The organism is Bradyrhizobium sp. S3.12.5, assembly GCF_040548225.1.
GTDB lineage: Bacteria > Pseudomonadota > Alphaproteobacteria > Rhizobiales > Xanthobacteraceae > Bradyrhizobium > Bradyrhizobium cytisi.
In genome coordinates this window covers 151,714-176,430 of sequence record NZ_JBEPRF010000011.1, presented here as the reverse complement: position 1 = coordinate 176,430, position 24,717 = coordinate 151,714, and the positions used below count along the sequence as shown (strand labels likewise).

24 protein-coding genes and 1 pseudogene are annotated in these 24,717 nt (G+C 60.2%); 11 read left to right on the top strand and 14 right to left on the bottom strand.

Going from position 1 to position 24,717, the window contains the following annotated elements; all coding sequences use genetic code 11:
- The first annotated feature begins 26 nt into the window (after positions 1-26).
- A complete protein-coding gene (locus ABIC09_RS18220; protein WP_354110108.1) occupies positions 27-899 on the top strand; it encodes a GNAT family N-acetyltransferase in 873 nt (290 codons plus the stop codon).
- A 56-nt stretch (positions 900-955) separates the two neighbouring features.
- Positions 956-1,342, top strand: coding sequence for an ester cyclase (locus tag ABIC09_RS18215; protein WP_354110107.1), 387 nt, complete (start codon positions 956-958; stop codon positions 1,340-1,342).
- Between the two features lie 18 nt (positions 1,343-1,360).
- On the opposite strand, the gene ABIC09_RS18210 is transcribed toward ABIC09_RS18215, so the two are convergent.
- Positions 1,361-2,587, bottom strand: coding sequence for an MFS transporter (locus ABIC09_RS18210; protein WP_354110106.1), 1,227 nt, complete (start codon positions 2,585-2,587; stop codon positions 1,361-1,363).
- 482 nt (positions 2,588-3,069) lie between these two features.
- On the opposite strand from ABIC09_RS18210, the pseudogene ABIC09_RS18205 reads away from it, so the two are divergent.
- A pseudogene (locus tag ABIC09_RS18205) lies at positions 3,070-3,189 on the top strand (peptide deformylase); the annotation flags it as partial.
- A gap of 55 nt (positions 3,190-3,244) precedes the next feature.
- On the opposite strand, the gene ABIC09_RS18200 reads toward ABIC09_RS18205, so the two are convergent.
- From ABIC09_RS18200 to ABIC09_RS18185, 4 genes are read right to left on the bottom strand one after another with little or no spacing between them, the layout of a single operon-like run.
- A complete protein-coding gene (locus tag ABIC09_RS18200; RefSeq protein ID WP_354110105.1) occupies positions 3,245-3,919 on the bottom strand; it encodes a uracil-DNA glycosylase in 675 nt (224 codons plus the stop codon).
- Positions 3,916-5,070, bottom strand: a complete 1,155-nt coding sequence (locus tag ABIC09_RS18195; RefSeq protein WP_354110104.1) for a nucleoside triphosphate pyrophosphohydrolase family protein — start codon at positions 5,068-5,070, stop codon at positions 3,916-3,918. Before ABIC09_RS18195 ends, ABIC09_RS18200 begins: the two co-directional genes overlap by 4 nt.
- 22 nt (positions 5,071-5,092) lie before the next feature.
- On the bottom strand, positions 5,093-5,722 hold the full coding sequence (locus ABIC09_RS18190) for an Nmad2 family putative nucleotide modification protein (protein WP_354110103.1): 630 nt from the start codon (positions 5,720-5,722) through the stop codon (positions 5,093-5,095).
- Between the two features lie 8 nt (positions 5,723-5,730).
- Positions 5,731-6,204 carry a TIR domain-containing protein gene (locus ABIC09_RS18185; RefSeq protein WP_354110102.1) on the bottom strand — a complete coding sequence of 158 codons (474 nt, stop codon included), beginning with the start codon at positions 6,202-6,204 and terminating at the stop codon, positions 5,731-5,733.
- Between ABIC09_RS18185 and ABIC09_RS18180 the strand changes: the two genes are divergently transcribed.
- Positions 6,176-8,920 carry a patatin-like phospholipase domain-containing protein gene (locus ABIC09_RS18180; protein ID WP_354110101.1) on the top strand — a complete coding sequence of 915 codons (2,745 nt, stop codon included), beginning with the start codon at positions 6,176-6,178 and terminating at the stop codon, positions 8,918-8,920. The genes ABIC09_RS18185 and ABIC09_RS18180 overlap by 29 nt on opposite strands.
- Positions 8,921-9,061: 141 nt before the next feature.
- Here ABIC09_RS18180 and ABIC09_RS18175 read toward each other — a convergent pair whose 3' ends face one another.
- Positions 9,062-12,397: a DEAD/DEAH box helicase gene (locus tag ABIC09_RS18175; RefSeq protein WP_354110100.1), complete on the bottom strand. Its 3,336-nt coding sequence runs from the start codon at positions 12,395-12,397 to the stop codon at positions 9,062-9,064.
- A 184-nt stretch (positions 12,398-12,581) separates the two neighbouring features.
- Between ABIC09_RS18175 and ABIC09_RS18170 the strand changes: the two genes are divergently transcribed.
- Entirely contained in the window at positions 12,582-13,043 is a 462-nt protein-coding gene (locus ABIC09_RS18170) for a cupin domain-containing protein (RefSeq protein ID WP_354034067.1), read from the top strand.
- A 17-nt stretch (positions 13,044-13,060) separates the two neighbouring features.
- On the opposite strand, the gene ABIC09_RS18165 is transcribed toward ABIC09_RS18170, so the two are convergent.
- Both ABIC09_RS18165 and ABIC09_RS18160 read right to left on the bottom strand, forming a co-directional pair.
- A complete protein-coding gene (locus ABIC09_RS18165) occupies positions 13,061-13,639 on the bottom strand; it encodes a DUF308 domain-containing protein (RefSeq protein WP_354110099.1) in 579 nt (192 codons plus the stop codon).
- Between the two features lie 96 nt (positions 13,640-13,735).
- Positions 13,736-14,320, bottom strand: coding sequence for a TetR/AcrR family transcriptional regulator (locus ABIC09_RS18160; protein ID WP_354110098.1), 585 nt, complete (start codon positions 14,318-14,320; stop codon positions 13,736-13,738).
- Between the two features lie 76 nt (positions 14,321-14,396).
- Here ABIC09_RS18160 and ABIC09_RS18155 point away from each other — a divergent pair, with 76 nt between their 5' ends.
- The 3 genes from ABIC09_RS18155 (at position 14,397) to ABIC09_RS18145 (ending at position 15,700) form a co-directional block, all read left to right on the top strand.
- Positions 14,397-14,894, top strand: a complete 498-nt coding sequence (locus ABIC09_RS18155; RefSeq protein ID WP_354110097.1) for a peptide deformylase — start codon at positions 14,397-14,399, stop codon at positions 14,892-14,894.
- 78 nt (positions 14,895-14,972) lie between these two features.
- On the top strand, positions 14,973-15,272 hold the full coding sequence (locus ABIC09_RS18150; RefSeq protein WP_354110160.1) for a hypothetical protein: 300 nt from the start codon (positions 14,973-14,975) through the stop codon (positions 15,270-15,272).
- Positions 15,269-15,700 carry a type II toxin-antitoxin system VapC family toxin gene (locus ABIC09_RS18145; protein WP_354110096.1) on the top strand — a complete coding sequence of 144 codons (432 nt, stop codon included), beginning with the start codon at positions 15,269-15,271 and terminating at the stop codon, positions 15,698-15,700. Before ABIC09_RS18150 ends, ABIC09_RS18145 begins: the two co-directional genes overlap by 4 nt.
- A 34-nt stretch (positions 15,701-15,734) precedes the next feature.
- On the opposite strand, the gene ABIC09_RS18140 is transcribed toward ABIC09_RS18145, so the two are convergent.
- From ABIC09_RS18140 to guaA, 4 genes are all read right to left on the bottom strand, one after another.
- Positions 15,735-16,616 carry an AraC family transcriptional regulator gene (locus tag ABIC09_RS18140; protein ID WP_354110095.1) on the bottom strand — a complete coding sequence of 294 codons (882 nt, stop codon included), beginning with the start codon at positions 16,614-16,616 and terminating at the stop codon, positions 15,735-15,737.
- A gap of 234 nt (positions 16,617-16,850) precedes the next feature.
- Positions 16,851-17,648: a hypothetical protein gene (locus ABIC09_RS18135; RefSeq protein WP_354110094.1), complete on the bottom strand. Its 798-nt coding sequence runs from the start codon at positions 17,646-17,648 to the stop codon at positions 16,851-16,853.
- Between the two features lie 8 nt (positions 17,649-17,656).
- Entirely contained in the window at positions 17,657-19,273 is a 1,617-nt protein-coding gene (locus ABIC09_RS18130; protein ID WP_354110093.1) for a DUF262 domain-containing protein, read from the bottom strand.
- A 154-nt stretch (positions 19,274-19,427) separates the two neighbouring features.
- On the bottom strand, positions 19,428-21,026 hold the full coding sequence (gene guaA, locus ABIC09_RS18125; protein ID WP_354110092.1) for a glutamine-hydrolyzing GMP synthase: 1,599 nt from the start codon (positions 21,024-21,026) through the stop codon (positions 19,428-19,430).
- Between the two features lie 151 nt (positions 21,027-21,177).
- On the opposite strand from guaA, the gene ABIC09_RS18120 reads away from it, so the two are divergent.
- The 3 genes from ABIC09_RS18120 to ABIC09_RS18110 all read left to right on the top strand — a co-directional run bounded on the left by ABIC09_RS18120 (position 21,178) and on the right by ABIC09_RS18110 (position 22,503).
- Complete coding sequence (locus tag ABIC09_RS18120) at positions 21,178-21,549, top strand: nuclear transport factor 2 family protein (RefSeq protein WP_148754210.1); 372 nt, start codon at positions 21,178-21,180, stop codon at positions 21,547-21,549.
- 157 nt (positions 21,550-21,706) lie between these two features.
- Positions 21,707-22,039, top strand: coding sequence for a DHCW motif cupin fold protein (locus ABIC09_RS18115; RefSeq protein ID WP_354085255.1), 333 nt, complete (start codon positions 21,707-21,709; stop codon positions 22,037-22,039).
- A 254-nt stretch (positions 22,040-22,293) separates the two neighbouring features.
- Positions 22,294-22,503 carry a cold-shock protein gene (locus ABIC09_RS18110; protein WP_148749473.1) on the top strand — a complete coding sequence of 70 codons (210 nt, stop codon included), beginning with the start codon at positions 22,294-22,296 and terminating at the stop codon, positions 22,501-22,503.
- A gap of 215 nt (positions 22,504-22,718) precedes the next feature.
- Here ABIC09_RS18110 and ABIC09_RS18105 read toward each other — a convergent pair whose 3' ends face one another.
- Positions 22,719-24,020 carry an RsmB/NOP family class I SAM-dependent RNA methyltransferase gene (locus ABIC09_RS18105; protein WP_354110091.1) on the bottom strand — a complete coding sequence of 434 codons (1,302 nt, stop codon included), beginning with the start codon at positions 24,018-24,020 and terminating at the stop codon, positions 22,719-22,721.
- Positions 24,021-24,054: 34 nt separating this feature from the next.
- Entirely contained in the window at positions 24,055-24,477 is a 423-nt protein-coding gene (locus tag ABIC09_RS18100) for an MAPEG family protein (protein ID WP_354110090.1), read from the bottom strand.
- Positions 24,478-24,717: the final 240 nt, after the last annotated feature.

Sequence of the window (24,717 nt, the reverse complement as noted above, 5' to 3'; positions counted from 1 at the left end):
GATTTATATCTGACTAAAGTCAGATAATGCTCGATCCCGTCTCCCGCGTCCGCCGCTTCAACCGTGCCGTGACCTCCGCCGTCGGCGCGCTCGATAATTCATTCCTCGGGCGCGGCCGGCCGCTGGGCGCGGCGCGCGTGCTCAATGCGATCGGACAGGGACGCTCGGACGTCGGCGAGGTCCGCGACTATCTCGGCCTCGATTCCGGGCTGATGAGCCGGCTGTTGCGCAGCCTGGAAGACGAAGGCCTGATCGAGACGCAAGCGCACGAGGACGATGCGCGCCGCCGCGTGGCCAGCCTGACCCGCGCCGGCAAGCGCGAATTCGCGGCCTATGAGGCGCTGTCGAACACACAGGCCGAAAGCTTTCTCGCCCGGAATGCGCAAGCCGAGGCGCTGCTCGCGGCGATGGATCTGGTCGCCTCCGCGCTGACGCGCGATCGCATCGCGCTCGCCGAAATGGATCCGCGCAGCGACGAGGCGCGCTATTGTCTTGGCGAATATTACGCCGAGCTCGGCCGGCGCTTCAAGCAGGGCTTCGACGTCTCGCTGTCGCGCGACCCTGATGCCAAGGACATGCGCCGGCCGCGCGGCAGCTTCATCGTCGCGATGTCGGACACGCTGCCGATCGGCTGCGTCGGCCTGAAGGGAACGGATCATGGCTATGCCGAAATCAAGCGGCTGTGGGTCGCGCCCTCGGCGCGCGGATTGGGCCTCGGCAAGCGCCTGATGGATGCCGCCGAGGATGCCGCGCGCAGGCTCGCCATTGCGCTGCTGCGGCTCGACACCAACAGCGCGCTGCCGGAAGCCGGCCGGCTCTACCGCACCACCGGCTGGCGCGAGATCCCGCGTTTCAACGATGACCCGTATCCGGATCTGTTCTTCGAAAAACGCCTGTGAGCGGCGCGTCGATTCCCCTGCTGCCGCGTTAGGCTGGAAGACGAGGGAATATCGACATGACGCCAGCCGAACTCGCCAATATCTATCGCAACTACATCGCTTGCCTGAATCGGCAGGATTGGCCCGCGCTCGGCCGGTTCGTGCACGACGAGGTCGCCCACAATGCGCGGCCGCTCGGGCTCGCGGGCTACCGCACGATGCTGGAGCAGGATTTTCGCGAGATTCCGGATCTGCGCTTCAACATCGAGATGGTGATCTCCGAGCCGCCCAACGTCGCTGCCCGGCTCAAATTCGAGTGCGCGCCGGTCGGGACATTCCTTGGGCTGGCCGTCAACGGCAGGCGCGTCTGCTTCTGCGAAAACGTGTTCTACGAATTTCGCGACGGAAAGATCCACCAGGTGTGGTCGATCGTCGACAAGGCGGCGATTGAGGCGCAGCTCTGAGGCTGCGCCTCATTCTCGTCATGCGGCCACCGGTGCCGGCGTCGGTTCGGCTTGCGGCTTAGGGAACGGCCGGAACGTCATCGCGATCAGGAAGGCGCCGAGGCCCATTGCCCAGGAGCCGATATAGAGCCAGGCATAGCTGGAGAACGCGTCGTAGATCAGGCCGCCGGCGAGCGGGCCGGTCGCCATGCCGAGGCTGCCGGCCATCGCCGTGCCGCCGATCACGGTGCCCATCATCTTGAGCGGAAAGTTTTCGCGGACGATCACCGCATAGAGCGGCATGGTGCCGGCATAGATGAAGCCGAACACCGTCGCGACCATGTAGAAGGTCGTGAGCTCATGGGCGAAGACATAGCCGAGCGCGCCAAAGGCTTGCGCGAGCAGGCCCGAGACCAGCACGCGCTTGGCGCCGAGCCGATCGCCCATCACGCCGAAGGCGATGCGGCCGCCGAGGCCGGCCAGCCCCTCGACGCTGTAGATCGTCACCGCCGAGATCAGCGGAATGCCGCAGCTCACGGCATAGCTGACGGTGTGGATGATCGGGCCGGAATGGGTGGCGCAGCAGAAGAAATTGGCGGCGAGCAGGATCAGGAATTGCGGCGAGCGCAACGCTTCGCCCACCGTCATCTCGGATTGCGGGCCGCCTTGACCGGCTACCGCGACCGGCGGATGCGCGAGCGCTGGCGGACGGCGGACCAGGAGCGCGACCGGGATCATGATGGCAGCGACGACCAGCGCCACGATCTGCATCGCGGTGCGCCAGTCATGATGGGAAACCAGCCAGGCGGCGAGCGGCGCCATCGTCATCGGCGCCACGCCCATGCCGGCCGACACCAGCGAGACTGCGAGGCCGCGCTGGGTTTCGAACCAGCCCGTGACCGTCGCCATCATCGGCGCGAAGATCGCGGCGCAGGAGGCGCCGACCAGGAGGCCGAACACGAACTGGAACACGATGAGCGAGGTCGCGTGGCTCGCGGCGAACAGGCTCAGCGCCAGCACGATCGATCCCGTCAGCACCACCGGCAGCGGCCCGAACCTATCAGTCACCGTGCCCCAGGCCATGCTGGTGAAGGCCATCGCGAGGAAGCCGATCGTCATCGCACTGGAGATGCCGGTCATCGACCAGCCGGTGTCCCTGGCGATCGGCTGCAGGAACACCGGTAACGAAAACATGCCGCCGATCGCGACGCAGCCAAGCAGGCCGCCGGCGGCGACGATCACCCAGCGATAAGGGGAAGCAGTCATCTTTGTCTCCCGTCAGGTCTGTCTGGGTGGAAGACGAATGGAACCGGCGAAAGCAGACAGGGCGGCGCGATTAAATTATGCCGTGCGGATGATGTGCCGCCAAAGCAAAACGTCGAAAACAACCCCATGCACAGTAGCCGGCCGTTGCGGGATCAATGACTTACTGGCGGTGCACCGGAAGTATCATTCCGTATGGCAGAGATGCGTAGGGATCATTGGTGCTGGCCACGATCAGCGACGGAAAGCGGAAGCGCTCTTCCGGTACGGCCGCCCCCCGGCCCCGGCAGGAAACGCAGGAGACCGTGGATCAAGAAGTTCGGTCACCACCGCAATCGTGCTGCGGAACGAACCGCCGAAGCGTGTCGGACGTGAACTGATCCAAAGGGAGCTAGCTCTCAATTTGACACGTCGGGCAAAACACCGGCATGATGCCATCATTCCGCAAACAACGTCGCATCACCCCTGCTACATCCGCCTAGCGTGCCGTTTGCCACCAGCGTGGGACCGATCAGCTCGACGGCATGTTCTGGATCCAGCGGTTGTCGCGGCTGAAGCGCGAGCGGCTGGTGAAGAGGTTCGAGAAGTTGTCGCGGATTGAGTGAATCCAACCAACACGGAACATCGAGTTAGTACAACTCTTCCCAAGGGCACTCCGAGTCAATCTGAGAACATCGACAACTGTGCGACAGCGCCGTCTGTGCGCGACAGCCCATAAAGGGAACGAATCCCTTGAATGAACTCTCCTTGGCCACCGTAGCTCGGATGGCGAACCTGCTCCGCCGTAACCCCCATATCTGCTAAGGCGCCTGCAGCGTCCCGACCTATCGCCACGATCAATTTTGGCTGCAGATTTGCAATCAACCAGGTCAACAGCGGACGGCAAGCTTCGCGTTCAGAACGAGTGTGGCATCTGTTGGATAAGGGATCATTCGGCTCATGCGGATGGAGAGGAAACACATTCCACAAAAAGATCGGCTGATTGATCTCTTTAATGGTCTGCCAGACAACCCTAGCCGTCCTTTCAGAGACAGCCGGCCCCCGCGTCGCCCGCCTCAACGGAAGGCTGCCGTAAAGATGGGCATGGTCGGTTAGATGGGCCTCGTCTGTCAACGCAAGGCCCGTCCGACGTCCCCCGCGATATCCCAGGTCTCGTGCAATCCACAAAGAATCCACCGAGACATCCAAGGCCGCATCGATGACCAGCTCAAGGTTTGCTTTGCGAATACGCGGCGCGTCGCCTCGATCAAACTCCTCGCAACCGTCAGTGTAGGGATTGAACGTGTCTTTGAACTGCAACTTGGCAAGCCTTTTCACAAAGCTGGTCGAATTCATTTCGCCAACTCCTCGATCTGCATCGTGCGATTCCCCAAATCAACCTTCAAAGTACCACGCCGACGTTCCCGCAGGAACCTGAACGCACGATTTCCCTGCAAAATCGCTTCTTCCCACAACCACAACGGAGATTGATCGACCTCGTAGCCACGCACGAACTGCCGGACATTCTTCAAAAACGTAAAACTCAGCTCTCCTGGATTTTGTCCTTCGAAAAAGTCAAACTCCTTGGCAATGCCAAAGATGTAGGTGGCTACTCCTTCCTCAATAAGGACTGCGCGAGCACCGTCCTGGCCCTCGTCAACGCGGGCGTCGCTCTTTCGCTTCCGACGCAACAGCGCACGTGTAACCGGCGACCAACCCAACACGGCTGCATAGGCATAGTGAAATGCGTCGTGAAACCGATAGTCGTCAGCGGCCATAATGTTGTCGGTCAACCTGTCACCGATAAAGATATCATTGCAACGCTGGAGGACATAATGTTTCCCGTTCTTCGCCTCTCGCTCATAAATATCGATGGACAGAAATCTCGGAAGCTGCTCCTCCACAGGAAATTCGCCATCAAAGAGTGCCGGATAGTTCCTCTCTTTAGGCCACCGATCGGCGGACTTCTTAAGACTCATCGACGCGGCCTTGTCTAAGGTCACACCAGCTTCGTTCGAGGCCACAATCAAGAGGGCACAGATTTTACGCAGCTGCGCTGCAAGCGCCTGCTTATCAGAAGCGTACCAGCCCTCCTCAATTCCACCCGCCAATGTTCCCGCCGCAGCTGCAAGACGAAGAAGCGTTCGTTCGAACTGTGCGACTGGAGTATTTAGCTGGAACTCATGCTGAGGCTGAAGGTCCGAAAACGACACCTCGCCGTTGGCCGAATTCGCATGTTCAGGGAAGAGCGAGGCAAGCGATACTCCAGCGATCCGAGCGATAGTGGCGAGATACCAGAGCGAATCTCCAAATTCCTCCAGAACAGCGCTCTCGTAGTTGACATACGCAGAACTGTCGCGCTGCTTTTTCTTTACTTCGCTTGATAAGCTACCGATCTCGCCGATAAGACCAAGTGTTGGGAGGTTCAAATCCTGTCGCGGAAGTCTGTCGGTCTCTACCGTGCGCAGCTGATATTCGTCCAACCCCAACTTCGCGAAAGTTTGCATGCTCTGCTCCAGCAGCCGGACCTTATCTGTGATTGCGGATTGTAAGCCACTCATATGGGGCCCCCCGGTATCCCATATCGCCGAGCGAGCGAACCCAACACTCAAATTGCCCGACGAGTTGAGCATCGTCAAAACGAGACTGCCCCACGCCCTTGTGCACAACCTGCCTACCATGCAGGTCTTTCAGATTTAGCGGCACAAACGGGCCAGCGCCTCCAAAATAGATAAAATCGTTGCTGACCAGAATTCGATTGACTCTCGTGTCACGCCCTACGTGCTTTGAATTGGTACTGCCATCCAGCAAGCTGTGAAATGAATCCCTCTGACACCAAGGCCCCGGGACCTTGCTACGAGAATAGATATTGTCTCCGCAGCTTTGCTTCCTACTACCGTTACGATACGGCTTCTTTTTAATGAAGCGCGGATCGCTATCGTACTCGTCGAAAGACAACGTCTCAGACACTCGCATAGCGTAGACAAGATATCCTGCTCTCTGAATGCTCTTGTTGCCGCTACCACCCCCGATTACCCAGTCACCCACTTTTGCATGTTGACGGATACCCGGCTTGCAAGTTGCGAGCGTGCAAAATTCGTAGAATGGATTCGGCGCGAAACCGCTGTCGTATCTAACGACATAGGAATAAATCGACATCTAGGGACTCAGCATGGATGGCGCTTCAGAGAGACCGGCGCCGATGGACTACCGTCTGGCTTTTCCCATTCGTCGTTGCCTGAAATGATTGCATCGACAATCGAGCTGCCATTCCATCCAACCATAGCGTCGCCATACTCGTCTAATGCTTCCGGCAAAGTGCAGTCTTGGGCGCCCTGCTCCCAAACACCCACAATCCGCTTGCCCAGCTGAGCCGCATATTCGATCTCCCAGTTGACCCACTCACTGTCCTTGGTCTGGGGAGATACATAAACCACGAGGGTGCCCGCCCACTGAATTTGCGGGGCCAGGATTTTATTCTTGATGTAGTCCGGATCTTGGGCATTATTCGGATTACTAGAATTAATCGAAGAATCTCGAATATCCATCCCATTCTTTGCGAGCAACTCTTTCAAGTTGCCAAGGCCTGCATCGTCCTCGTGGATGTGGCTGATGAAGACATTCTTTGTGACGTTTGCCATTGTTGAAAATCGCCTCTCAAATGATTCTTCCGTTGGAAATTACTCGAATTTCGCACAATTTTTGGGTTACACAAGAATAAGTTGCACACTAAAATTGATGCAACGCAACAATCGCGTCGTTGGAGAGCCTCGATTGAGTACATCGATTTCCACTGATACTTGGCGGGACCGTCTCGCTGGGCTGGGCAGCAATTCCTCGCTCATATTGGACCAGACGTTTTTCGCTCGGTTCGGCGATTGGGCTTGGAATCCATCAGGTGGAGACAAATTTGCCGCGCATGCTCTCCACGTTGAACTGATCTCGCGCGTAGCCACGCAACCTTTGGGCTACTCAAGTGGCGTAGAGCAGCGCGCACTGACAAGCATCTTTGAACTATTCGGCATTGCCAGGGCGCTGACACAAAAGGAGCCCGACTGCCAGACTTTCGAAGTTATCGTGTGGCACGTATTGAATACACACGTCAGGCCGTTCACGGCAAAATGGCACGTCAAGAGCACTACTGGCGAGTTGGCCGCGCTTGACAATAGCGACGTTTTTCGCGCCGAGCTTCAGCCACTACAAGAGCGACTAATTTCACTCGACAGGGTCCTAAACTTAATCCGCGATCGCGAAGGATTTCCGGCTTCCGTCGCCAGCGATGCTATCGCTCAATCGATTCGGGACGAAATGACCCGTGGCGTAGCCTGGCGTCCACTGGGAGAAGCTCAGGACGTAATTCGCTCCGAGTTGAGCAGCGACGAGGAACGGAAAGTCAAGGACCGAAGGCGATTTTATGATGTCGACGCGAGAGGATGGGCCGTCGGTCTGGCCCTTTCTGGCGGAGGCATTAGGAGTGCAACTTTCGCAATGGGCGTCATGGTTGCGCTTTCAAAGCGAAACTTGCTTCAACAATTCGATTACCTCTCGACCGTCTCCGGTGGAGGGTATGCGGGCTCGCTTATAACTCAGTTGCTTGGCGCAGGAACACTGAGAAGGAACTTGGGTCTTCGTAGAACAGAACTGCCCTTCAAGCGGGGGGAAGGCGAGTCAGAGATTCTTCGGCGGTTCAGGCAGGGCGCGAGCTATCTCTCAGGCGTTGCCTGGGAGCGCTTTACACTCGGTATAGCGCAGGCGCAGGGGATATTCATAAATCTCTTCATCGTTCTATCCACCATCTCACTTATCGCCTTCGTTGATTATTTGCTCCGCTTTTTCATCCCCGATTCAACTTGGAACAACCTAGCTCTGTACTCGTCAATATTACTTGTTGCGTTGTTTCTCGCGATACCGCTCATCCGAGGTTGGCGAGGAAGAGCCTTGGCGAGTGAGGGACGCTGGATGGCTTCAGTTGGCGCCGTGCTCGTTGTTCCTCCGTTGTGGGTCGCGGTAGGCGGCATCCACACCCTGTTTGAGGCCTTCCTAACGCCATTTCGTTCTGATGCACAACCTGCCATCGCGCAACTGGTCGTGGAGTGGACAGTCTTCGGCTCATTGCTCGTTATTCTCGCCGCAGCTTTTGCGCGTATCGCACTTTCTAGGCCAATCATTTTGTCGACCCTCTGCATTCTCGCGCTGGCTCTCGCAGAAACCGTCGCCTACCATCAATTTCAGATCGCTGGCGTTGTTTATGCCGCATGCTTCGTATTCTTCGTCGTTGCGCTGGCAACCGTCCTGTCCGCGGCGTTAGACGTCAACTCAACATCGTTGCACAATTACTATCGCGCCAAATTGGCCCGGGCGTTTCTATTCGACGCAGATTGCCGCGAATCTCCGCCCATTAAACTGAGTGCGATCGCTCACGGTTCGACGCTCTTTCCGATCTTAAATTGCGCACTTAACGTTCCCGGCTCGACAGACCCCAAAACGCGCGGGCGTCATGCGGACGTGATGTCGTTTACCCCCGTGTCTGCTGGCGCTTCCCTCATTGGTCATTCGTCCATCGCGGATTGGGAACGAGCAAATCCCTCGCTTGATCTGGCAACCGCGATGGCTCTGTCCGGAGCCGCGATCTCTCCCCAGATGGGACTAAAGACGAATCGCTATAGCAGCTTCTGGCTGACGATCTTAAATTTGCGTCTGGGCGCTTGGCTGATGAATCCCAAGGCCACGCCGCCGCGTGAACGTCGGCCCAATGGCAAGTATCTTCTTCAGGAATTGCTTGCGACCGCAGACGAAACCGGCCCGTATGTTCAGATTTCGGACGGTGGGCATATAGAGAATCTTGGGGTCTATGAACTCTTGCGGCGCCGATGTCGCTTTATCGTCGCCGTCGACGGTGAGCACGACGAGACGATGACTTTCCACGGCTTAACCAACTTGCAACGCCTCGCCTACATCGACTTCGGAATCACGATTGACGCGAACCTGGACGATCTAAGGTTGGGAAGTGAAGGCCTCAGTCGATCTCACTTCCGGTTCTGTCGCATTAGATACCCTCTTGAGCAGCATGATCAGCACGAGGAAATTGGGTATCTCGTCTATCTTAAGCTCTCTCTAACCGGAAACGAAGGAGAATTCATTCGGCGACTAAAGTTGGATGAGCCTTCATTTCCGCACCATACCACCGCGAACCAATTTTTTACCGAGGTTCAATTCGAGGCCTATCGCGCTTTGGGGGAACACGTTGGCGACAAGATGTTTCTTCCGTCCATCACAGGCATCGACGACGCGCCGTACGTCGACATAGAAGCTTGGTTTTCCGGCCTAGGCAGCAGTTTCTTAGATCCGCTACCCTAGTGGCCTATGCATTTGCGCGCCGTCTGCCGGATCCATGCATTTTTTACTCGGCACGCCGATCCTGCAGCGCACTGACATCTGTCAACCTGAACAAATCCGGGCAACTTCGCGATTGTGGGGTCACCGCCACGCTGCGCCCGGCTACGCCTCGAACAATGCATTCACATCGCTCTCCGTGAGGGCCGACGCGATCCCGCCGTCACGGTCGAACAGGCCGTCGGCGAGCGCGCGCTTTCTGGATTTGAGCTCGTCCATCTTTTCCTCGATCGTCCCGGTGGCCACCAGCCTGTAAACGAAGACGGCCTTGTCCTGCCCGATGCGATAGGCCCGATCGATCGCCTGTTCCTCAACGGCGGGATTCCACCAGGGATCGAAAATGATGACGGTATCGGCGGCCGTCAGATTGAGGCCGACACCGCCTGCCTTCAGGCTGACCAGGAAGATTTCGGCCGCGCCGTGCTGAAAGGTTTCAATCGCCGTCTTTCGGTCCTTGGTTTGACCGGTGAGGATGCTGTAGCGCAGGCCTCCCGTGTCAAGGCGCTTCCGGACCAGATCGAGCATCGAGGTGAATTGCGAGAAGATGATGATCTTGCGCCCCTCGCTCAGCAGCTCGCCCACCATGTCGATCAGACGATCGAGCTTGGCCGATGGCCGTTCGACGCCGTCGTCCAGTTTCAGCAACGCCGGATCGCAACAGGCCTGCCGCATCCGAAGCAGGGCTTCGAGCACCACGATGTGGCTCTTGGCAAGACCGCGCTTTGCGATGGCCTCGCGAACTTTGCGCGACATCGCGAGCCTTATCGAATCGTAGAGATCGCGCTGCGGCCCTTCCAGCGTGATGGTCTCCACCATTTCGCTCTTGGCCGGCAGCTCGGTCGCCACCTCCGTCTTGGTTCGTCGCAACAGGAACGGCTTGACGCGCCGCGCCAATGCAGCGGTCCGCGGCTTGTCGGCACGCTTTTCGATCGGTGTGCGCCACTGGCGCGAAAAGGCCGCCTTGTCGCCGAGATAGCCGGGGTTGACGAAGCTCATGATCGACCAGAGTTCGCCGAGATGATTTTCCATCGGCGTGCCCGTGAGACAGAAGCGATGCTGCGCCTTGGTCTCGCGCAGAAATCGCGTAGTGGCGGCATCCGGATTCTTCACCGTCTGCGCCTCGTCCAGCACGGCCATATGCCACTCCCGCGCCAGCAGAATTTCGCGATCCCGCGCGATCAGCGGATAGGTGGTCAGGACCAGATCGTGCTCGGCGATGGCGGGAAACTTGTGCTTGCGATCTGCCCCGTGCAGCACGAGGACCTTCAGCTCCGGCGCAAATTTCTGCGCTTCGGCGGACCAATTCGTCATCAGGCTGGTTGGCGCGACGACCAGCACGGGATTGGCGAGGTGACCTCGCGCTTTCTCCAGCGCGATCAGGGCCAGGATCTGGACAGTCTTGCCCAGACCCATGTCGTCGGCAAGGATTCCGCCCAGCCCGCTCTCGCGGAGCAGATCGAGCCATGCCACACCCTGCGCCTGATAAGGCCGGAGCGTGGCGCGAAAGCTCGCCGGCAGTTCCGGCGCGGTCAAGCCGCGCGCCTGGAGCAGGCCTGCGAGGCGGCGAAGACTGTCGGCTCCCTGAAAGGCGAAGCGCTCGTTCTCGACGCCGAGCAGCGGAACGACGTCCGCGCGCGACAGCCTGATGCTCCTGGAGGCGTCCTCGAAAGCGCCACTCATGTGCAGGCCATGCAGCGCCAGCACGAGCGGCAGGAAGCGATCCGCAGCCAGCGCGACGTGCCGGCCGTCGGCGAGAGGCAGCAGGAAACGTTCGCCCTTGTCCGCGAGTGCCGTCAGCGATTCGGGGCTGAAGCCGGGCGTCGAAACCAGCGCGGCCAGGAGCGGCGCGAGATCGCGCCGCTCGCCTTCGATCTCGATGCCGAGCGACAGTTCGAACCAGTCGATGCCGCTGGACTCCAGCACCGCATCGAAATCGCCCGACGACTCCGCCAGCCGGAACGGAAAATCGTCGTCGATCAGGATCTCGAACCCCTCCGCACGCAATTGCCCGGCGTGCAGCGCGAGAAAATCGAACCAGCCGCGCTGGTCGCGCAGCGTAAGGTCCATGGCATGACGATAATCGAGCATCGGAAGCGCCGATCTCGCTTCGGTGAGACCGGCGTCGGTGAGGCGCTTGCGTGCCTGCCTTTCCTTCGCCTGGCGGCGTGCGATCGCATAGACCTGCCCGCCTTGGAACAGCTCCAGCCGGCTTGCGCGCTGGCTCGGGTCGATGTCGAACCCACCGTAGCGGAAGCCGAGGCTGGCCACGCCAGCGGGACCGGACTGTTCGCTCTTGCTGCGATAGTAATAATAGCTTGCACCGAGATGCCCCAGCTTCAGCCTCAGCACGGGACGAGGTTCCTCGTCGATGAGCACCGCGGCCGCCGGCGGCACCGGCAGCAGTCCGTGGTGAAGCTCGGGCAGCCTTTGGCTCAGGCGGCGCGACACCTCTTCGAGTTGCGCGCGGGGAATGGCGGGTGCGGCCAGGAACTGGCAAGCGAGCCGAGGCGACAGGCCGAGTTGTACGGGCCCGATCACGCCGCTGGCTTCGTCGACATAGACCGGCGGTTCGGCATTCAGCGCGACCGCTCCCGATACGACGAGGTTCGGTGCAACGCCTCTGGTCGCCGGGCGCCATTCGATCCGGCCCTCGCGCACTTCGCCCCAGCTCAGCGGCGCCCGCCTGTGGTCAAGCCAGAATGCGCGGCCGGTCGCGACAATCCGGTGCAACAGCTCTTCCGGACACGGCCCTTGGGTGTAGGACTTGCGGATGCGGCCGTTCACCTCCGTCACGATGTCGACGTCGACGTCACGGAAGTATTTCGGCGCCCGTTCCGGCTTGAATTCGTACAGGCTGGGACTGGTGTAGTTGTCGGCAAAATCTCCGCCCTTGCGGAGCCGGACCGATCGCAGGGTTATGGCGAGGTAAGGCATCGGGTCGTCCGACGGCTGCAGGCAATACAGCAAGCGCTGGCTCTCGTCCGCGGCATGATCGCTGCTCCGCGACGCGCGGCCCACATTGTCGATCCAGTTGTTGACCTCGAGACCCAGGACCGGCGGAGCCGTCGGCGCTTGCGCCTTGGCAGGCTTGGCTGCCTGCGGGAGCGGCACCGGCGGCAGCGTCGGCGGCTGCTTGTCGCTCAGCGCTTCAAGCAGGGTCGCTGCGACATGCTTGCAGTTGAGGGCCATCGGACAACTGCAATCGCCGTCGATGTCGGTGAGCCTGCCGTTGTCGAACTCCAGCTGGATGTCAACGCGATAATTCGAGGACGCGCTGCCTAGCACCCGGGAACTGATGTGGGTCAGGTCGTCGCTGACGCCGACCGCCGAAACGCGACCCTGCGACTGATAGGCGTGCGCCTTCTCCATCGCCGAGCGGTTGAAATAACTATAGATTTCTTTTCGCTTGAGAACGTCCGAGAGCACTTGCAGCGATTCCACGACCCAGATTATCGGCAGGCAGCATAGCCGTTTCGACCAGAGCGTTATAGTGTTCGAACGCGCCGCCGATGCTGGCGCGCTGCCACGCCCGTTCCAGGAAAATAGCGGTTCGTGGTCCAGACGTCGATGCTCCAAGCCAACAAGATGTGCCTTCGCCTCGACTGCGAATGAACGGAATATGTCCATGCCAAAAATCGACATTGCCGCCCTGCCAGTCCGCAAGGGTTCGGGCTATCCCGCGCCCTTCAACGCTCCTTGCGCCGATCGCATCCGCAAGCGGCTCGGCAATGCCGGAGGCCTTTCCGATTTCGGCGTCAATCTGATGCGTCTGCCGCCTGGCAACTGGTCGAGCCAGCGGCACTGGCATTCGCACGAGGACGAATTCGTCTACGTGCTCGAAGGCGAGGTGGTGCTGATCGAGGACGACGGCGAAACCGTGCTGCGCGCAGGCGATTGCGCCGCCTTCCCGAAGGGCAGCGGCAACGGCCATCACATGATCAACCGGTCGGACGCGGTAGCCGTCTATCTCGAGATCGGCTCGCGCTCGCCCGACGACCTCACGACCTGCTCGGACATCGACATGATGAGCGCAAATTCGGACGGAAGGTTCGTGCACAAGGACGGCACGCCCTATCCGGACGCGTGACCGGAAGCGACGCAGCGCTACGTCACGGCGCGCCGGCGCCAGTCACTGACGGTGAGCCATACGGCCGAGACGAAGAAGTAGAGCGCGCCGACCCCGGCATAACCCGCGACATTCGCGATCGACGGGACCGCGGGCGTCAAGGCCTGTGCGATGAAGAAGCCGCCGGCGAGCGCCGACTGACCGCCGCTGAGCACCATGGCCCATTGCGCGCCAAAACTTTTCCAGCGCCGGATCGCGGTCCCCAACTGGAGCAAGCCGGACAGGATTGCCCAGGCGCCGAAGACGCCGAGCACCCAGTTCATGCCTGTTCGAAGTGCGACGATGACCGCAATGGTGGTCGCCAGGCTGACCACAACGTTGAGAACCTGCGTGCGGTTTTGCGTGAGCCCGCCACTGCGCAAGGCGTCGACGAAATTGGCGGCCGCGTCCCATGCCGGATAGAGCACGAGCAAGGCGCCGGCGATTGGCGGGGACGACGGCGCGACGGCAAACGCGGCAGCGACCCAGGCGACGGAGAATGCCGCGCGGAGGAAGTAGTATTGCTTGAGCCATTGCTCGCGGTCGTCACGAACGAGATCCATTTGATGATGAGCCACTGCTTTCAGTCCTTTACCTACTAGTTGGTAGTTTCACGCGCAGCAAGATGCCTTCACCCGATGCCTGCGGGCGCGTAGACGTCTTGCCGATGTCTCTCAGTGTTTAGTGGACAGCCGATCCAGCAGCGGAGCGGTAATGACACCGAACATCTTGGGATCGCCATAGGCGCGCGCCGACAGCATCGCACCGTGCATGGTCGCCATGAATCCTTCAGCCTCGACCCGTGCCGTTCCGGACAGCTTGAGCTGCCCCTTCCGCTTGCCGCGCTCCATCACCGATGTCAGCCAGGACGCCAGGAAACGGAAATGCGAGCGGACTTCGAGCGCCACCTCCTCCGGCAGGATCGGAAGCTCGCTCGCCAGCAGCGCACAGACGCAGAAGGGCGCCGTCGCGTCAGTGATGCACGCCTCCCAATAACCGACATAACTTTTGAGCTGCTCGCGCGGATCAGGGATGTTGCGCTCGAGCGCCGCCAATCCCGCCGCGGCCTCTTCGCGATAGCGCGACACCAGGGTGCGAACCAGGTCGACCTTGCTGGCGAAATGGTGGTGGATGCTCGGCTTGCGGATGCCGACGACTTCGGCGACGTCGGCATAGCTGAAGCCATTGTAGCCGCCCGCGATGATCAGCGTGCGGGCACAAGCCAGAATGTCGTCGGCGGTCGAGGAAACGTTGGTCATGGAGAATGACTACCTTCCAGTTGGTAGAGCGTCAAGCGCGGGTGCTTCACTCCCCCGTGAGTGGTAGGAGCCTTGAATGACCATTCGCCCGATCGTCCGCTATCCCGACCGCCGGCTCGCCATGCCCGCCCGCCCCGTCACCGCCTTCGACGACGGCTTGCGCGAGCTTGCAGCCGACCTGCTGGAGACGATGCGCGCCGCGCCCGGCATCGGCATCACGGCGCCGCATATCGGCGTGCCCCTGCGCGTCGTTGTGCTCGAGCTCGACGCCAAAGCGGGCCCGCAGACCTACGTCAATCCCGAGATCGAATGGGCCTCGCCGGAGATGATCCTGCACAGGGAAGGCAGCGTCTCGATGCCCGGCGTCAATGACGAGGTGCAGCGCCACGCGCGCGTGCGGATCAGCTATCACGATCTCGACGGCAACACGCACAGCGAGGAGTCGGATGGCTTGCGCGCCGTCTGCCATCAGCATGAGATCGATCAGCTCGACGGCCTATTCTGGATCCAGCGGTTGTCGCGGCTCAAGCGCGAGAGGCTGGTGAAGAGGTTTGAGAAGATGGCGCGGGAATAAGTGTCTGGCATCGTCCCGTGCATCTTGTGGAAATCTGAATTCCCGGCTATATTACTGGAAATAACTCTGGAGACCTCCGTGGGAAATTCACAGAAGCGCGCTATCCAGCAGTACCGATCGCGCCTGGGCGAGCGCGGTCTGGCGCGTTTTGAGGTCCTCGGTCGGGATGCTGACCGCGATCTTATCCGCTCGCTCGCCAGACGCCTCGCGGAGGATACGGCCGAGGCGTCCGAACTTCGTGCCACCGTCAGCAAGTCCATCGCGGGCGAGCCGCCCAGGTCCGGCGGGATTCTCGCCGCGTTGCGCCGGTCGCCGCTCGTCGGGGCCGATCTCGATCTTTCGCGGCCTCGAGAGAAGGGGCGCAAGGTCGATCTGTGACGCGCTATCTCCTCGATACCAACATCATCAGCAACGTTGTCAAACCGAAGCCATCGGAATCTCTCTTGTCATGGATGGCGATGCAGCGTGACGAGGATTTGTTTGTTGCATCGTTGACGGTTGGCGAAATCCGCCGCGGCATTTTGGAGAAGCCGCGGGGCAAGAAGCGCGACGCACTCGACAACTGGTTTTCAGGCTTCGAGGGACCGCAGGCACTTTTTGCAGGCCGAATCCTCTCCTTTGACGACAAGGCGGCGCTCATCTGGGCCCGGCTGATGGCCGAAGGCAAAGCGGCCGGCAAACCGCGCAGCGGCCTCGACATGATCATCGCCGCAGTCGCCGGTGCAAACGACTGCGTGGTGGTCACGGACAACGAAAAGGACTTCGCCGGACTTCAGGTTGTCAATCCCGTCCGCGCAGCGGTTTGATCCGGCTTGCAGGACGGGCCCGTCGTCAGGGGCGCTACTTCAGCGGCAAGAACACGTCCGCGACCGTCTCATGCTCCTGCACCTCCGGGAAAAGCCTCAGCCGCTGACAGTAGATCGGGAAGTCGCGGGCTTCCTCGCCGCTGGCCGGAAGCCAGTCGCGATAGAGATAGAGCGCGGCGGGCTCCAGATTGTCGGTAAAGCCGACGACGCGCAGCACCGCGCAGCGGCCGCCGGGAATCTCGCCGTCCTTGACCGCTTCGCCATTCGCCGCGATCGGCTGGTCGGTCCCGACACAAAGGTCTATCCAATATTCGTCCTGGTGCACCGGACGCCCCTCGGAATGCCAGATGGTGAAGGTCGGACTTGTGCTGGGGTGCAGGTTGGCCGCCTTGCGCCACGCGATGAAGCGGCGGATCGTGTCACCGAGTTTCTCAGGATTGCCCCGATGCTCCATGATCGCCACCCTGGTGGGCGGCACATCGCGGATCGTCACGTCGTCAGTGGTGAAGTTCGTCTGCATGAGCTTGCTCCTGGCGTTGTCGAGAGGCCCGAAGGCCGCAAGCCACGGCTCCCAGTCCGGCGATTTCCGGAACGACGACGGCGATTGCCCGAACCGTTGCCGAAAGGCGCGGGCGAAAGCGTCAGGTGCGTCGTAACCCGCATCCATCGCGATATCGGTGACATCAAGGGCGTCATTGTAGGCCAGCTGATGCGACGCGCGCTTCAGACGGGCCAGCTGGACATAGCGATGCACCGACAGCCCGAAGGTCGCCGTGAACTGCCGATGGAAATGAAATTTCGAGAACGCCGCGACAGCGCTCAAGCTGTCCAGGTCCAGATCCGCGTCGAGATGCCGGTCGATATGATCGAGCACCCGCCGCATCCGGGCCTGATAGTTCCGCAGCGCCGCCGTCATCGTCCCTCCTCCGTGGCGGCTTGAGTTAGACCGCGATGGCCGTGATGCGCTCGACCGATCTTGCGGTTTGCAGTTCGTGGGATGGGTAGTGCGCAGCGAAACCCATCGATGCGGAGGAGCGATGATGGGTTTCGCTTGCGCACTACCCATCCTACAAACTGACGTGGATGACGACGATTGCGCTATCTTGTCGAGGCCGACGACGGGGGCATGCACCTGAGGAAACTCTGCCGCTCAGGTAACTAACGCAATTTCCTTAGCTAACTTTTCGATCGTCCAGATTTCGAAAGGTACCTGGAGCAGTGCCCGAACCTCTGCCACCAAAATCGGATGCGCCACACCAGCGCGGCTCCAATCTATTTTCTTGTCAAGCGAAACTAAAACCGCGCGCTGGTAGCTGCTTCCTTCCACCCGCGCTTGCAGAAGACCTATCAATAGATCAACCCATATGTAGAAATCACCGTCTCCATCGTCTCGAAAGCCGGGGGGAGTCTTTGTCTTCTTCCTTAAAATTCCGATATCGTGAAATGGCGCTCGCTGCGCGTAAGACACGGAAGCTTTCTTGGTCAGGATCTCCAAAAGCGATAAAGTTCTTCTGACAGTCGCTTCGTCATAAACGTGACCGTGTTCGGCACTGAACTGATCAAGAAGACCGTCGATCTGCTCGACGTAGTCCCCAAAGTTCGCGTCGACTTTTGCAAGCGATGATTTGAAGCTATCGAATTGTTTGCGCAATGTTGCGGCGACAGTGTCAACAACCTGCAGCTGATTATTCCAAAACTCTTGGATGGCCTGCCCGGGGAGAATTAGAGGAGCTGGATGGCGCGCCCCCAAATAATCGATTATGTCAGCGCTCTTCGGGTGACTCGCAAGACGTAGAAACACATTTGCATCCAGACCAATTGCAGTGTCCTCCAACGTAACTGTCGCTGGATCTGACTTCATGGCCGATACAAGCGCATTGAGTGAATCGCATGCAACCTGTCGATCCAGCACACTTATCAGACGACGCTGCGCTTCTGCTTGATCCATAAATTGCTCTAAGGGTACCAAATTTTGCCAGCTGCTTTAGCTAACTCCTTGCCTAAAGCCTCAACTGCTTTGGCATCCCACTCCTGTATCCGCACAAGGCGCGTCCTCCATTCGCTGGGCACTGCGTGCGGAAGCATGTGCTGCTTGAACCCTTCCCAGTCTGCCGCACCCTTGGGACGCCTTTCTAAATCAGCGACAAAGGTGTTTCCGATAGTTGCTCCCCAAAACGCCCCGTCCTCCTCGCTCATGCCGTCCCACTCGGTACTCGATCTAGGCCTTACAAAGTGCAATACGCCAAATTCATCTGGCGTTATGGTTTCGGCAAGCACCGAACGCCTAAGAAAGCCGAGAACGCCCTTGTTGAACGAGCGCTTCCCCAACTGATTGACAAATTCATCCTTCGATGGATTGAGGTCCTTGAGATCATCAACAAGCACCGTCCATGTCTTCGCTTCATGGACTTTTCGTGCCGCTTCCCCAAAGCGCCTTTCAACGTTACCAGTGCCCAGATTTCCAACAACTATTCTTCGTACAACCAATCGGAGGATATATTCCATACCCTCAAGCGGGTCTTTCGTGTTCGCAATCGCGAGCAAGATTGGACGAACCGCGATCACGCTCAACGCATTCAGTGCAGCGAAGACTTTAAGCGCCTCCGGCTCAGCGGGCCCGGCCGACGTAGGATCAATCATCTGCAAGTAGAGAGGCAAGTACCGCTTGAGTAAACGCACAAGTTCGTCGGGCGTCGGCGGCTTCTTTCCCTGATGCTTTACTCGGTTGGCAAGAAAGCCGAACAGGTCTTTAGGAAGAATGTGCCCGCTCTGAATGGTGACGGAGTGACGTATGTATTGAACAAACGTACTCGACGAATCCTGCAAGAATTGCCCCGAAATGCGTTGCCACTCGCGGTAGCGAGCCTTTCTCTGAGGTGAAGCGGTCTGGCTCAAGACGTAGTTCTTTAGAAGATCGGCTGTCGTAAGCTCTTTGCCACGGGTGTTGATCACTTCATAAACTTGATAAGCTGACGTAGGATCAGGATGGATAAAGACGGCAAAATATACCCTGTGCGTCAGAAATTCCGTCCACTTGCCGAGCCGCCTAAAGGGATCGTTCGTCAGATCCTCCTGCAGCTTTGCCTTGAGAAAATTGTAAGATTCACCAAGCCGCCGCGAGACCGATTCTTCATCTCCTGCGTCATCAGAGATCTCTCCAGTCTCTAAGATCGCCTGGAAAGTTTTATTGTCGGACTCGTCCGAAAGTACAATTCGTGGGTTCGTTTCATCAGAGTCGTAGTCGATAGATTTTAAGAAATCCGCGCGGATGCGGTCGGCAAGCGCGGTCCGCCCCCGGGCATGGGCCTCAAAATAAATCGCGTTTGCAAGAAGGCTTAGGGTAATCAGACGCTGCTGACCATCAACAACGTGCTTTCTCCCTACTTCGTCGGTGAGTATCACGAGGCCGAGAAAATAAGAGTCGGAGTCGAGACCATTGCTCAGATCTTTCCAGAACTCCTCCACTTCATCTTCTTCCCAAGAGTACTCTCTCTGAAACTGCGGTACCTCGAAGATTGAACTCGAGAGCAATGCTCCGGCAGTGCTGGCGGACGCGTTAAGGGGGGTCTGCAATGGCGTGTTTCCCGCAATAAGGCCAGGGTACAGGGGTCAAGCGTACGCAAACTTGGGTCAATCCGGCGAGGGGCGCAAGCCCAAGTTATCGCAGCCAGGCGATTCTACCACTACGCGCACGCGGTCTCGACTGACGAATCGAGTTCGAATCTCCCTACTCCCACTCAATCGTCCCAGGCGGCTTGCTCGTCACATCATAGACCACCCTATTCACGCCCTTGACCTCGTTGATGATGCGCGTGGCGGTCTCGCCCAAAAACTTCATGTCGAACTGGTAGAAGTCCGCGGTCATGCCGTCGGTGGAGGTGACGGCGCGCAGGCCGACGACGTAGTCGTAGGTGCGGCCGTCGCCCATGACGCCGACGGTCTTGACGGGGAGCAGCACGGCGAAGGCCTGCCAGATGTCATCGTAGAGGCCGTGCTTGCGAATCTGGTCGATGTAGACGGCATCGGCCTTGCGCAGGATGTCGAGCTTGTCGCTTGTGATGTCGCCGGGGCAGCGGATGGCGAGGCCGGGGCCCGGGAACGGGTGGCGGCCGACGAAGATTTCGGAAAGACCAAGCTCGCGCCCTAACTTGCGCACCTCGTCCTTGAACAGCTCGCGCAGGGGCTCGACGAGCTTCATGTTCATGCGCTCGGGCAGACCGCCGACATTGTGGTGCGACTTGATCGTCACCGAGGGACCGCCGGTGAAGGAGACGCTCTCGATCACATCAGGGTAGAGCGTGCCTTGTGCCAGGAAGTCGGCGCCGCCGATCTTCTTGGCCTCAGCCTCGAACACCTCGATGAAGAGGCGGCCGATGGTCTTGCGCTTGGTTTCGGGGTCGGTGACGCCTTCGAGCTCGCCCAAAAACTGCTTCGAGGCGTCCACGTGCACGAGCGGGATGTTGTAGTGGTGGCGGAACAAATCGACCACGGTCTTGGCTTCGTCGAGGCGCAGCATGCCGTGGTCGACGAACACGCAGGTGAGCTGGTCGCCGATGGCTTCGTGGATCAGCACGGCGGCGACGGCTGAATCGACGCCGCCGGAGAGGCCGCAGATCACCTTGCCTTTGCCGACCTGGGCGCGGATCTTGGCGATCTCCTCCTCGCGGAAGGCGCGCATGGTCCAGTCGCCGGTGAGGCCGGCGATCTTGCGGACGAAATTGCGGATCAGCTTGGCGCCGTCGGGCGTGTGCACCACTTCGGGGTGGAACATCAGGCCGTAATATTTGCGCGTCTCGTCCTGGATGATCGCGAAGGGCGCGTTCGGCGAGGTGCCGGCCACCGAGAAGCCCGGCGGCATTTTGGTGATGCGATCGCCGTGGCTCATCCAGACCTGGTTCTTGCCGCCTGGTGACCACACGTCCTCGAACAGCTTGCTCGGCGCCTTGACCTCGACATCGGCGCGGCCGAATTCGCGGTGATGGCCGCCCTCGACGGTGCCGCCGAGCTGTTCCGCCATGGTCATCTGGCCGTAGCAGATGCCCATCACCGGCACGCCGGAGGCGAAGATCGCTTGCGGCGCGCGGGGCGAGCCGGCCTCATGCACCGACTCCGGGCCGCCGGAGAGAATCACCGCTTTCGGCTTCATCTCCAGAAAGGCCTGTTCGGCCTTGTTGAACGGGACGATCTCGCAATAGACGCCGTCCTCGCGCACGCGACGCGCAATCAGCTGCGTCACCTGGCTGCCGAAGTCGACGATGAGAATCTTGTCGTGCGCCGAGGCCACGGAGAGCGTCGACGCGGAGCGGTCGTTCTGTGCTGCTGTCATGGCAAGCAGATACGCGACCGCGCCCCTCCTCGCAACCGCGTGTCGGGGCGCGCCCACATTCTTCTTTGGGCATGGACAAATGGATATAGGTAAGTATTATTGACCTAATTGCCCCCCTCCACCAAACCGGGGCCAATCAGGGAGAAACGCCATGTCACAGCACCATCAGCCATCAACGCTAGCCGCGCTCGGCCGGACCTGGGTCGAGGCCTGGAACACGCGCGATCTCGAGCGCGTGCTCACGCTCTACGACGACGCGGCCGTGATGACGTCGGACCGGATCCCCGCGATGGGATTCGGCGCCAGCGGCACCGTGCGCGGCAAGGACGCGTTGCGCGCCTATTGGGGCAAGGCGCTCGGGCTGCTGCCGGACCTGCACTTTTCACTGATTGACGTGTTCGTCAGCCCTGACAGCGTGGTGGTGTTCTACGAGAACGAGCGGGGCAAGCGGATCTGCGAATACCTGCGGGTGAATGATGCGGGGCTGATCGTGCAGGGATCGGCGAACCATCTACCGGATTGACGTCGCTCCCTCCCCGTCATTGCGAGCGCAGCGAAGCAATCCAGAATCTCTCGGCGGCGACAGTCTGGATTGCTTCGTCGCAAGAGCTCCTCGCAATGACGGAGTTTATTGCTAAGAGCATGCCCCAAGCAACATTGCTCACCTACAGGATCCTCCCATGAAGCTCCCCACCTCGCCCTTCACCGTCACCGACTGGAGCAAGGTCGAGGCCACCACGCATCCCGGTGAAACCGGGCACGCGCTGTGGCGCACGCTCAACATCGGCGATCTCCGGGTGCGGATGGTGGAGTACTCGCCGGGCTATCTCGCCGATCATTGGTGCGACCGCGGCCACGTGCTCTACGTGCTCGCGGGCGAGCTCGACAGCGAGCTGCGCGACGGGCGCAAATTCAGGCTTACGCCGGGGATGAGCTACCAGGTCTCGGACTTTGGCGACGCCGCGCATCGCTCATCGACGGCTGTGGGCGCCACTCTTTTCATCGTGGACTGATGGAACCGAGCGGTGTGCAGCGCAAAATAGCAAAATGCGCAGCGCTCGCTGTGAGCGCGTGCCGCCTTGAAGTTGCCCCAAAAAATCGCTAGATTGTGATAATCGATCCTTGGCCGAACGACTGGGCCGCTCCGTCTCATTTCCAATGGACGAGCACGTTTCAGGTATTTCTCCAAAATCGACCAACCGGGATGATGGGCGCAGCAATGTGCATTTGTCCCCCTGAGTGCATCGTCAATTGAAAGGAAATGACTATGGCAATGGGCACCGTGAAGTGGTTCAACAACCAAAAGGGCTTTGGCTTCATCCAGCCGGATGACGGCCAGAAGGACGTCTTCGTTCACATCAGCGCCGTTGAACGCGCTGGTCTGAGCACCCTCAACGAGGGCCAGAAGGTTTCGTTCGACATCGTTGCGGATCGCCGCAGCGGCAAGTCCTCGGCCGACAACCTCCGCGCCGGCTAGTTGACCGCGCAATTCGCGATCTGACCACGGACGTACCGGCAGATCGTTGAGTTCAGAGACCCCGCGACCGGGCTCCGGTTCGCGGGGTTTTTGTTTGCCCATTCGTCATTCCGGAGCTCGCGAAGCGAGAGCCCGGAATCCATTGATCCGCAGAATGCGCCGCCCGATGGATTCCGGGCTCGCCCTTCGGGCGCCCCGGAATGACGGGGGATAGTTCAGCCTGTCTTCCTCAGCACCGACACGAAGAACCCATCCGTGCCCGTGCGGCGTGGGGTCATCAGCCAGCCCTCAGGCGATTGCAGCGCGGCTTGCGCAAACGTCTCGGCCTTGTCCCAGAGCACGCTCGCGGTCTGCTCCGGCGGCACCACCGCGAACTCGGGATGACGGCCAATGAAGGCCCTCACCTGCTCACCGTTCTCCTCAGCCAGCACCGAGCAGGTGATGTAGGCGACGCGGCCGCCCGCCTTCACCAGCGGTACGGAGCGCTCCAGCACCTCGGCCTGGTCCTTGAGGCGAAGCTCCAGCGCACCCGGCCGCATGCGCCATTTGGCATCGGGATTGCGGCGCCAGGTGCCGGTTCCCGTGCAGGGCGCGTCGATCACGACCAGGTCGGCGCTATTGCTGATATCGGCGAGCGGATCGACCTCGCCCTTGGGTGTGCGGACATCGGCATTGTGGACGCCGGCGCGCGACAGGCGCTCGTGGATGGGCGCAAGCTGGCGCTTGTCGCTGTCGGTCGCGATCAGCCGGCCCTTGCCTTGCATCATCGCGGCGAGCGCCAGCGTCTTGCCGCCGGCGCCGGCGCAGAGATCGATCACCTGCTCGCCCGGTTTTGCCGCGGTGAGAAGGGCCGCAAGCTGCGATCCTTCATCCTGCACTTCAACGCCGCCCTTGATGAAATCCTCTTCGGCCTGGATGCCGGGGTTGCGCGCATCGGCCGAAAGCTCGATGCGCAGGCCATTTGGCGACCATTGCGTCGGTTTCGCATGAAGATGAGCAAGCGCCTTCAGCACCTTGTCGCGATTGGATTTTAGCGTGTTGACGCGCAGATCGAGCGGCGCCCGGCTCGCCATCGCGACGGCCTCGGCCGCCCGGTCCTCGCCGAACACTTTGGCCAGATGGGAATCGAGCCAGTCCGGATAATCGCCGGCAATTGCCGCCGGCGCGTCTTTCAGGGAGCGATGGCTGAGCGCCGCCTGCTCGGCCTCGGTCAGCGGCTCAGGCGCGAACCGGCTGCCGTCGAACAGAGCCTCCATGGTTGCGGTGTCCATGTTGCGCTCGAGGCTGAGCATGCCGATCAACCGTGCGCGTGCGGTATCGGAATCCATCAGGAACGCGCTGGAGGCATAGCGGCGCAGCACGTCCCAGACCAGGCCGGCAATGGCAGCGCGGTCGCCGGAGCCGGCAAAGCGGTGCGCGGTGCCCCACTCCTTCAGCGCTTTCGCCGCGGGCACGCGGTCGCGTTCGATGGTGTCGATCAGTTCGATGGCTGCGGACAGCCGGGCAGCGGGAGTCATTTGAATCTTTCAAATCAAATCCGACGGTCAACCGTCAGATCAGCAACAGGATTTTCAGTGCGAAGTAGATCCACATCGCCAGCAGCACCAGCACGCCGGCGAGCCAGAGCGACGAGCGCCGGCCGAGATCGTTCGAGCCGACGAACACGCCGGCATGGGCAAAGCGCGTCACCACGAACACCCAGGACATCAGCACGATGAAGAGATCGGCATGGCGCAGCGGCAGCGCCAGCGCGATCAAGGCGTAGAACAGCACCGGCAGCTCGAACTGGTTGCGGTAGCAATTGCCGATTTGTGTGGCGCCCTTGGGCCAGTTCGGCTCGCCGAGCGCAATGTCGCGGACCTTGGTCTCGCCCGAGACCAGCGCATTGCGGCGCCCGAACACCATGCCGATCAGGAGCGCGAAGGTGAGACCGACCTGCACGAAGACAGGCAACAAGACCATTTGGACGGACATCGGAACTTTCCCGTAACGCGGCGTGCCGCGGACCGTCATTAGCCGCGACTTCTGGCGCTGACAATCGACGAGTTGAACCGGCGTTCCCGATTGGGCGACCAACCGCCGATCATTGCAGTGGTTTTGGCAGCGATTTTGGCCCGCTGGAGCCCGGCGAGAGATACCCCGCCGCTGACTACCGCGTGCTTTAAACTTTGTTCGATCGCGGATTTTGCCCGCGCGTCATCGTTCCGACGTCTG

Excerpts from the sequence above, each read along its gene's own strand:
- ABIC09_RS18120 (WP_148754210.1), top strand. The coding sequence starts at position 21,178 with ATGTCACAGCACCATCAGCCATCAACGCTAGCCGCGCTCGGCCGGACC.
- ABIC09_RS18115 (WP_354085255.1), top strand. The coding sequence starts at position 21,707 with ATGAAGCTCCCCACCTCGCCCTTCACCGTCACCGACTGGAGCAAGGTC.
- ABIC09_RS18210 (WP_354110106.1), bottom strand. The coding sequence starts at position 2,587 with ATGACTGCTTCCCCTTATCGCTGGGTGATCGTCGCCGCCGGCGGCCTG.
- ABIC09_RS18105 (WP_354110091.1), bottom strand. The coding sequence starts at position 24,020 with ATGACTCCCGCTGCCCGGCTGTCCGCAGCCATCGAACTGATCGACACC.
- ABIC09_RS18170 (WP_354034067.1), top strand. The coding sequence starts at position 12,582 with ATGCCAAAAATCGACATTGCCGCCCTGCCAGTCCGCAAGGGTTCGGGC.
- ABIC09_RS18190 (WP_354110103.1), bottom strand. The coding sequence starts at position 5,722 with ATGTCGATTTATTCCTATGTCGTTAGATACGACAGCGGTTTCGCGCCG.
- ABIC09_RS18200 (WP_354110105.1), bottom strand. The coding sequence starts at position 3,919 with ATGAATTCGACCAGCTTTGTGAAAAGGCTTGCCAAGTTGCAGTTCAAA.
- ABIC09_RS18215 (WP_354110107.1), top strand. The coding sequence starts at position 956 with ATGACGCCAGCCGAACTCGCCAATATCTATCGCAACTACATCGCTTGC.
- ABIC09_RS18100 (WP_354110090.1), bottom strand. The coding sequence starts at position 24,477 with ATGTCCGTCCAAATGGTCTTGTTGCCTGTCTTCGTGCAGGTCGGTCTC.
- ABIC09_RS18195 (WP_354110104.1), bottom strand. The coding sequence starts at position 5,070 with ATGCAAACTTTCGCGAAGTTGGGGTTGGACGAATATCAGCTGCGCACG.
- ABIC09_RS18220 (WP_354110108.1), top strand. The coding sequence starts at position 27 with ATGCTCGATCCCGTCTCCCGCGTCCGCCGCTTCAACCGTGCCGTGACC.
- ABIC09_RS18140 (WP_354110095.1), bottom strand. The coding sequence starts at position 16,616 with ATGACGGCGGCGCTGCGGAACTATCAGGCCCGGATGCGGCGGGTGCTC.
- ABIC09_RS18160 (WP_354110098.1), bottom strand. The coding sequence starts at position 14,320 with ATGACCAACGTTTCCTCGACCGCCGACGACATTCTGGCTTGTGCCCGC.
- ABIC09_RS18155 (WP_354110097.1), top strand. The coding sequence starts at position 14,397 with ATGACCATTCGCCCGATCGTCCGCTATCCCGACCGCCGGCTCGCCATG.
- ABIC09_RS18185 (WP_354110102.1), bottom strand. The coding sequence starts at position 6,204 with ATGGCAAACGTCACAAAGAATGTCTTCATCAGCCACATCCACGAGGAC.
- guaA (WP_354110092.1), bottom strand. The coding sequence starts at position 21,026 with ATGACAGCAGCACAGAACGACCGCTCCGCGTCGACGCTCTCCGTGGCC.
- ABIC09_RS18110 (WP_148749473.1), top strand. The coding sequence starts at position 22,294 with ATGGCAATGGGCACCGTGAAGTGGTTCAACAACCAAAAGGGCTTTGGC.
- ABIC09_RS18180 (WP_354110101.1), top strand. The coding sequence starts at position 6,176 with ATGAAGACATTCTTTGTGACGTTTGCCATTGTTGAAAATCGCCTCTCA.
- ABIC09_RS18135 (WP_354110094.1), bottom strand. The coding sequence starts at position 17,648 with ATGGATCAAGCAGAAGCGCAGCGTCGTCTGATAAGTGTGCTGGATCGA.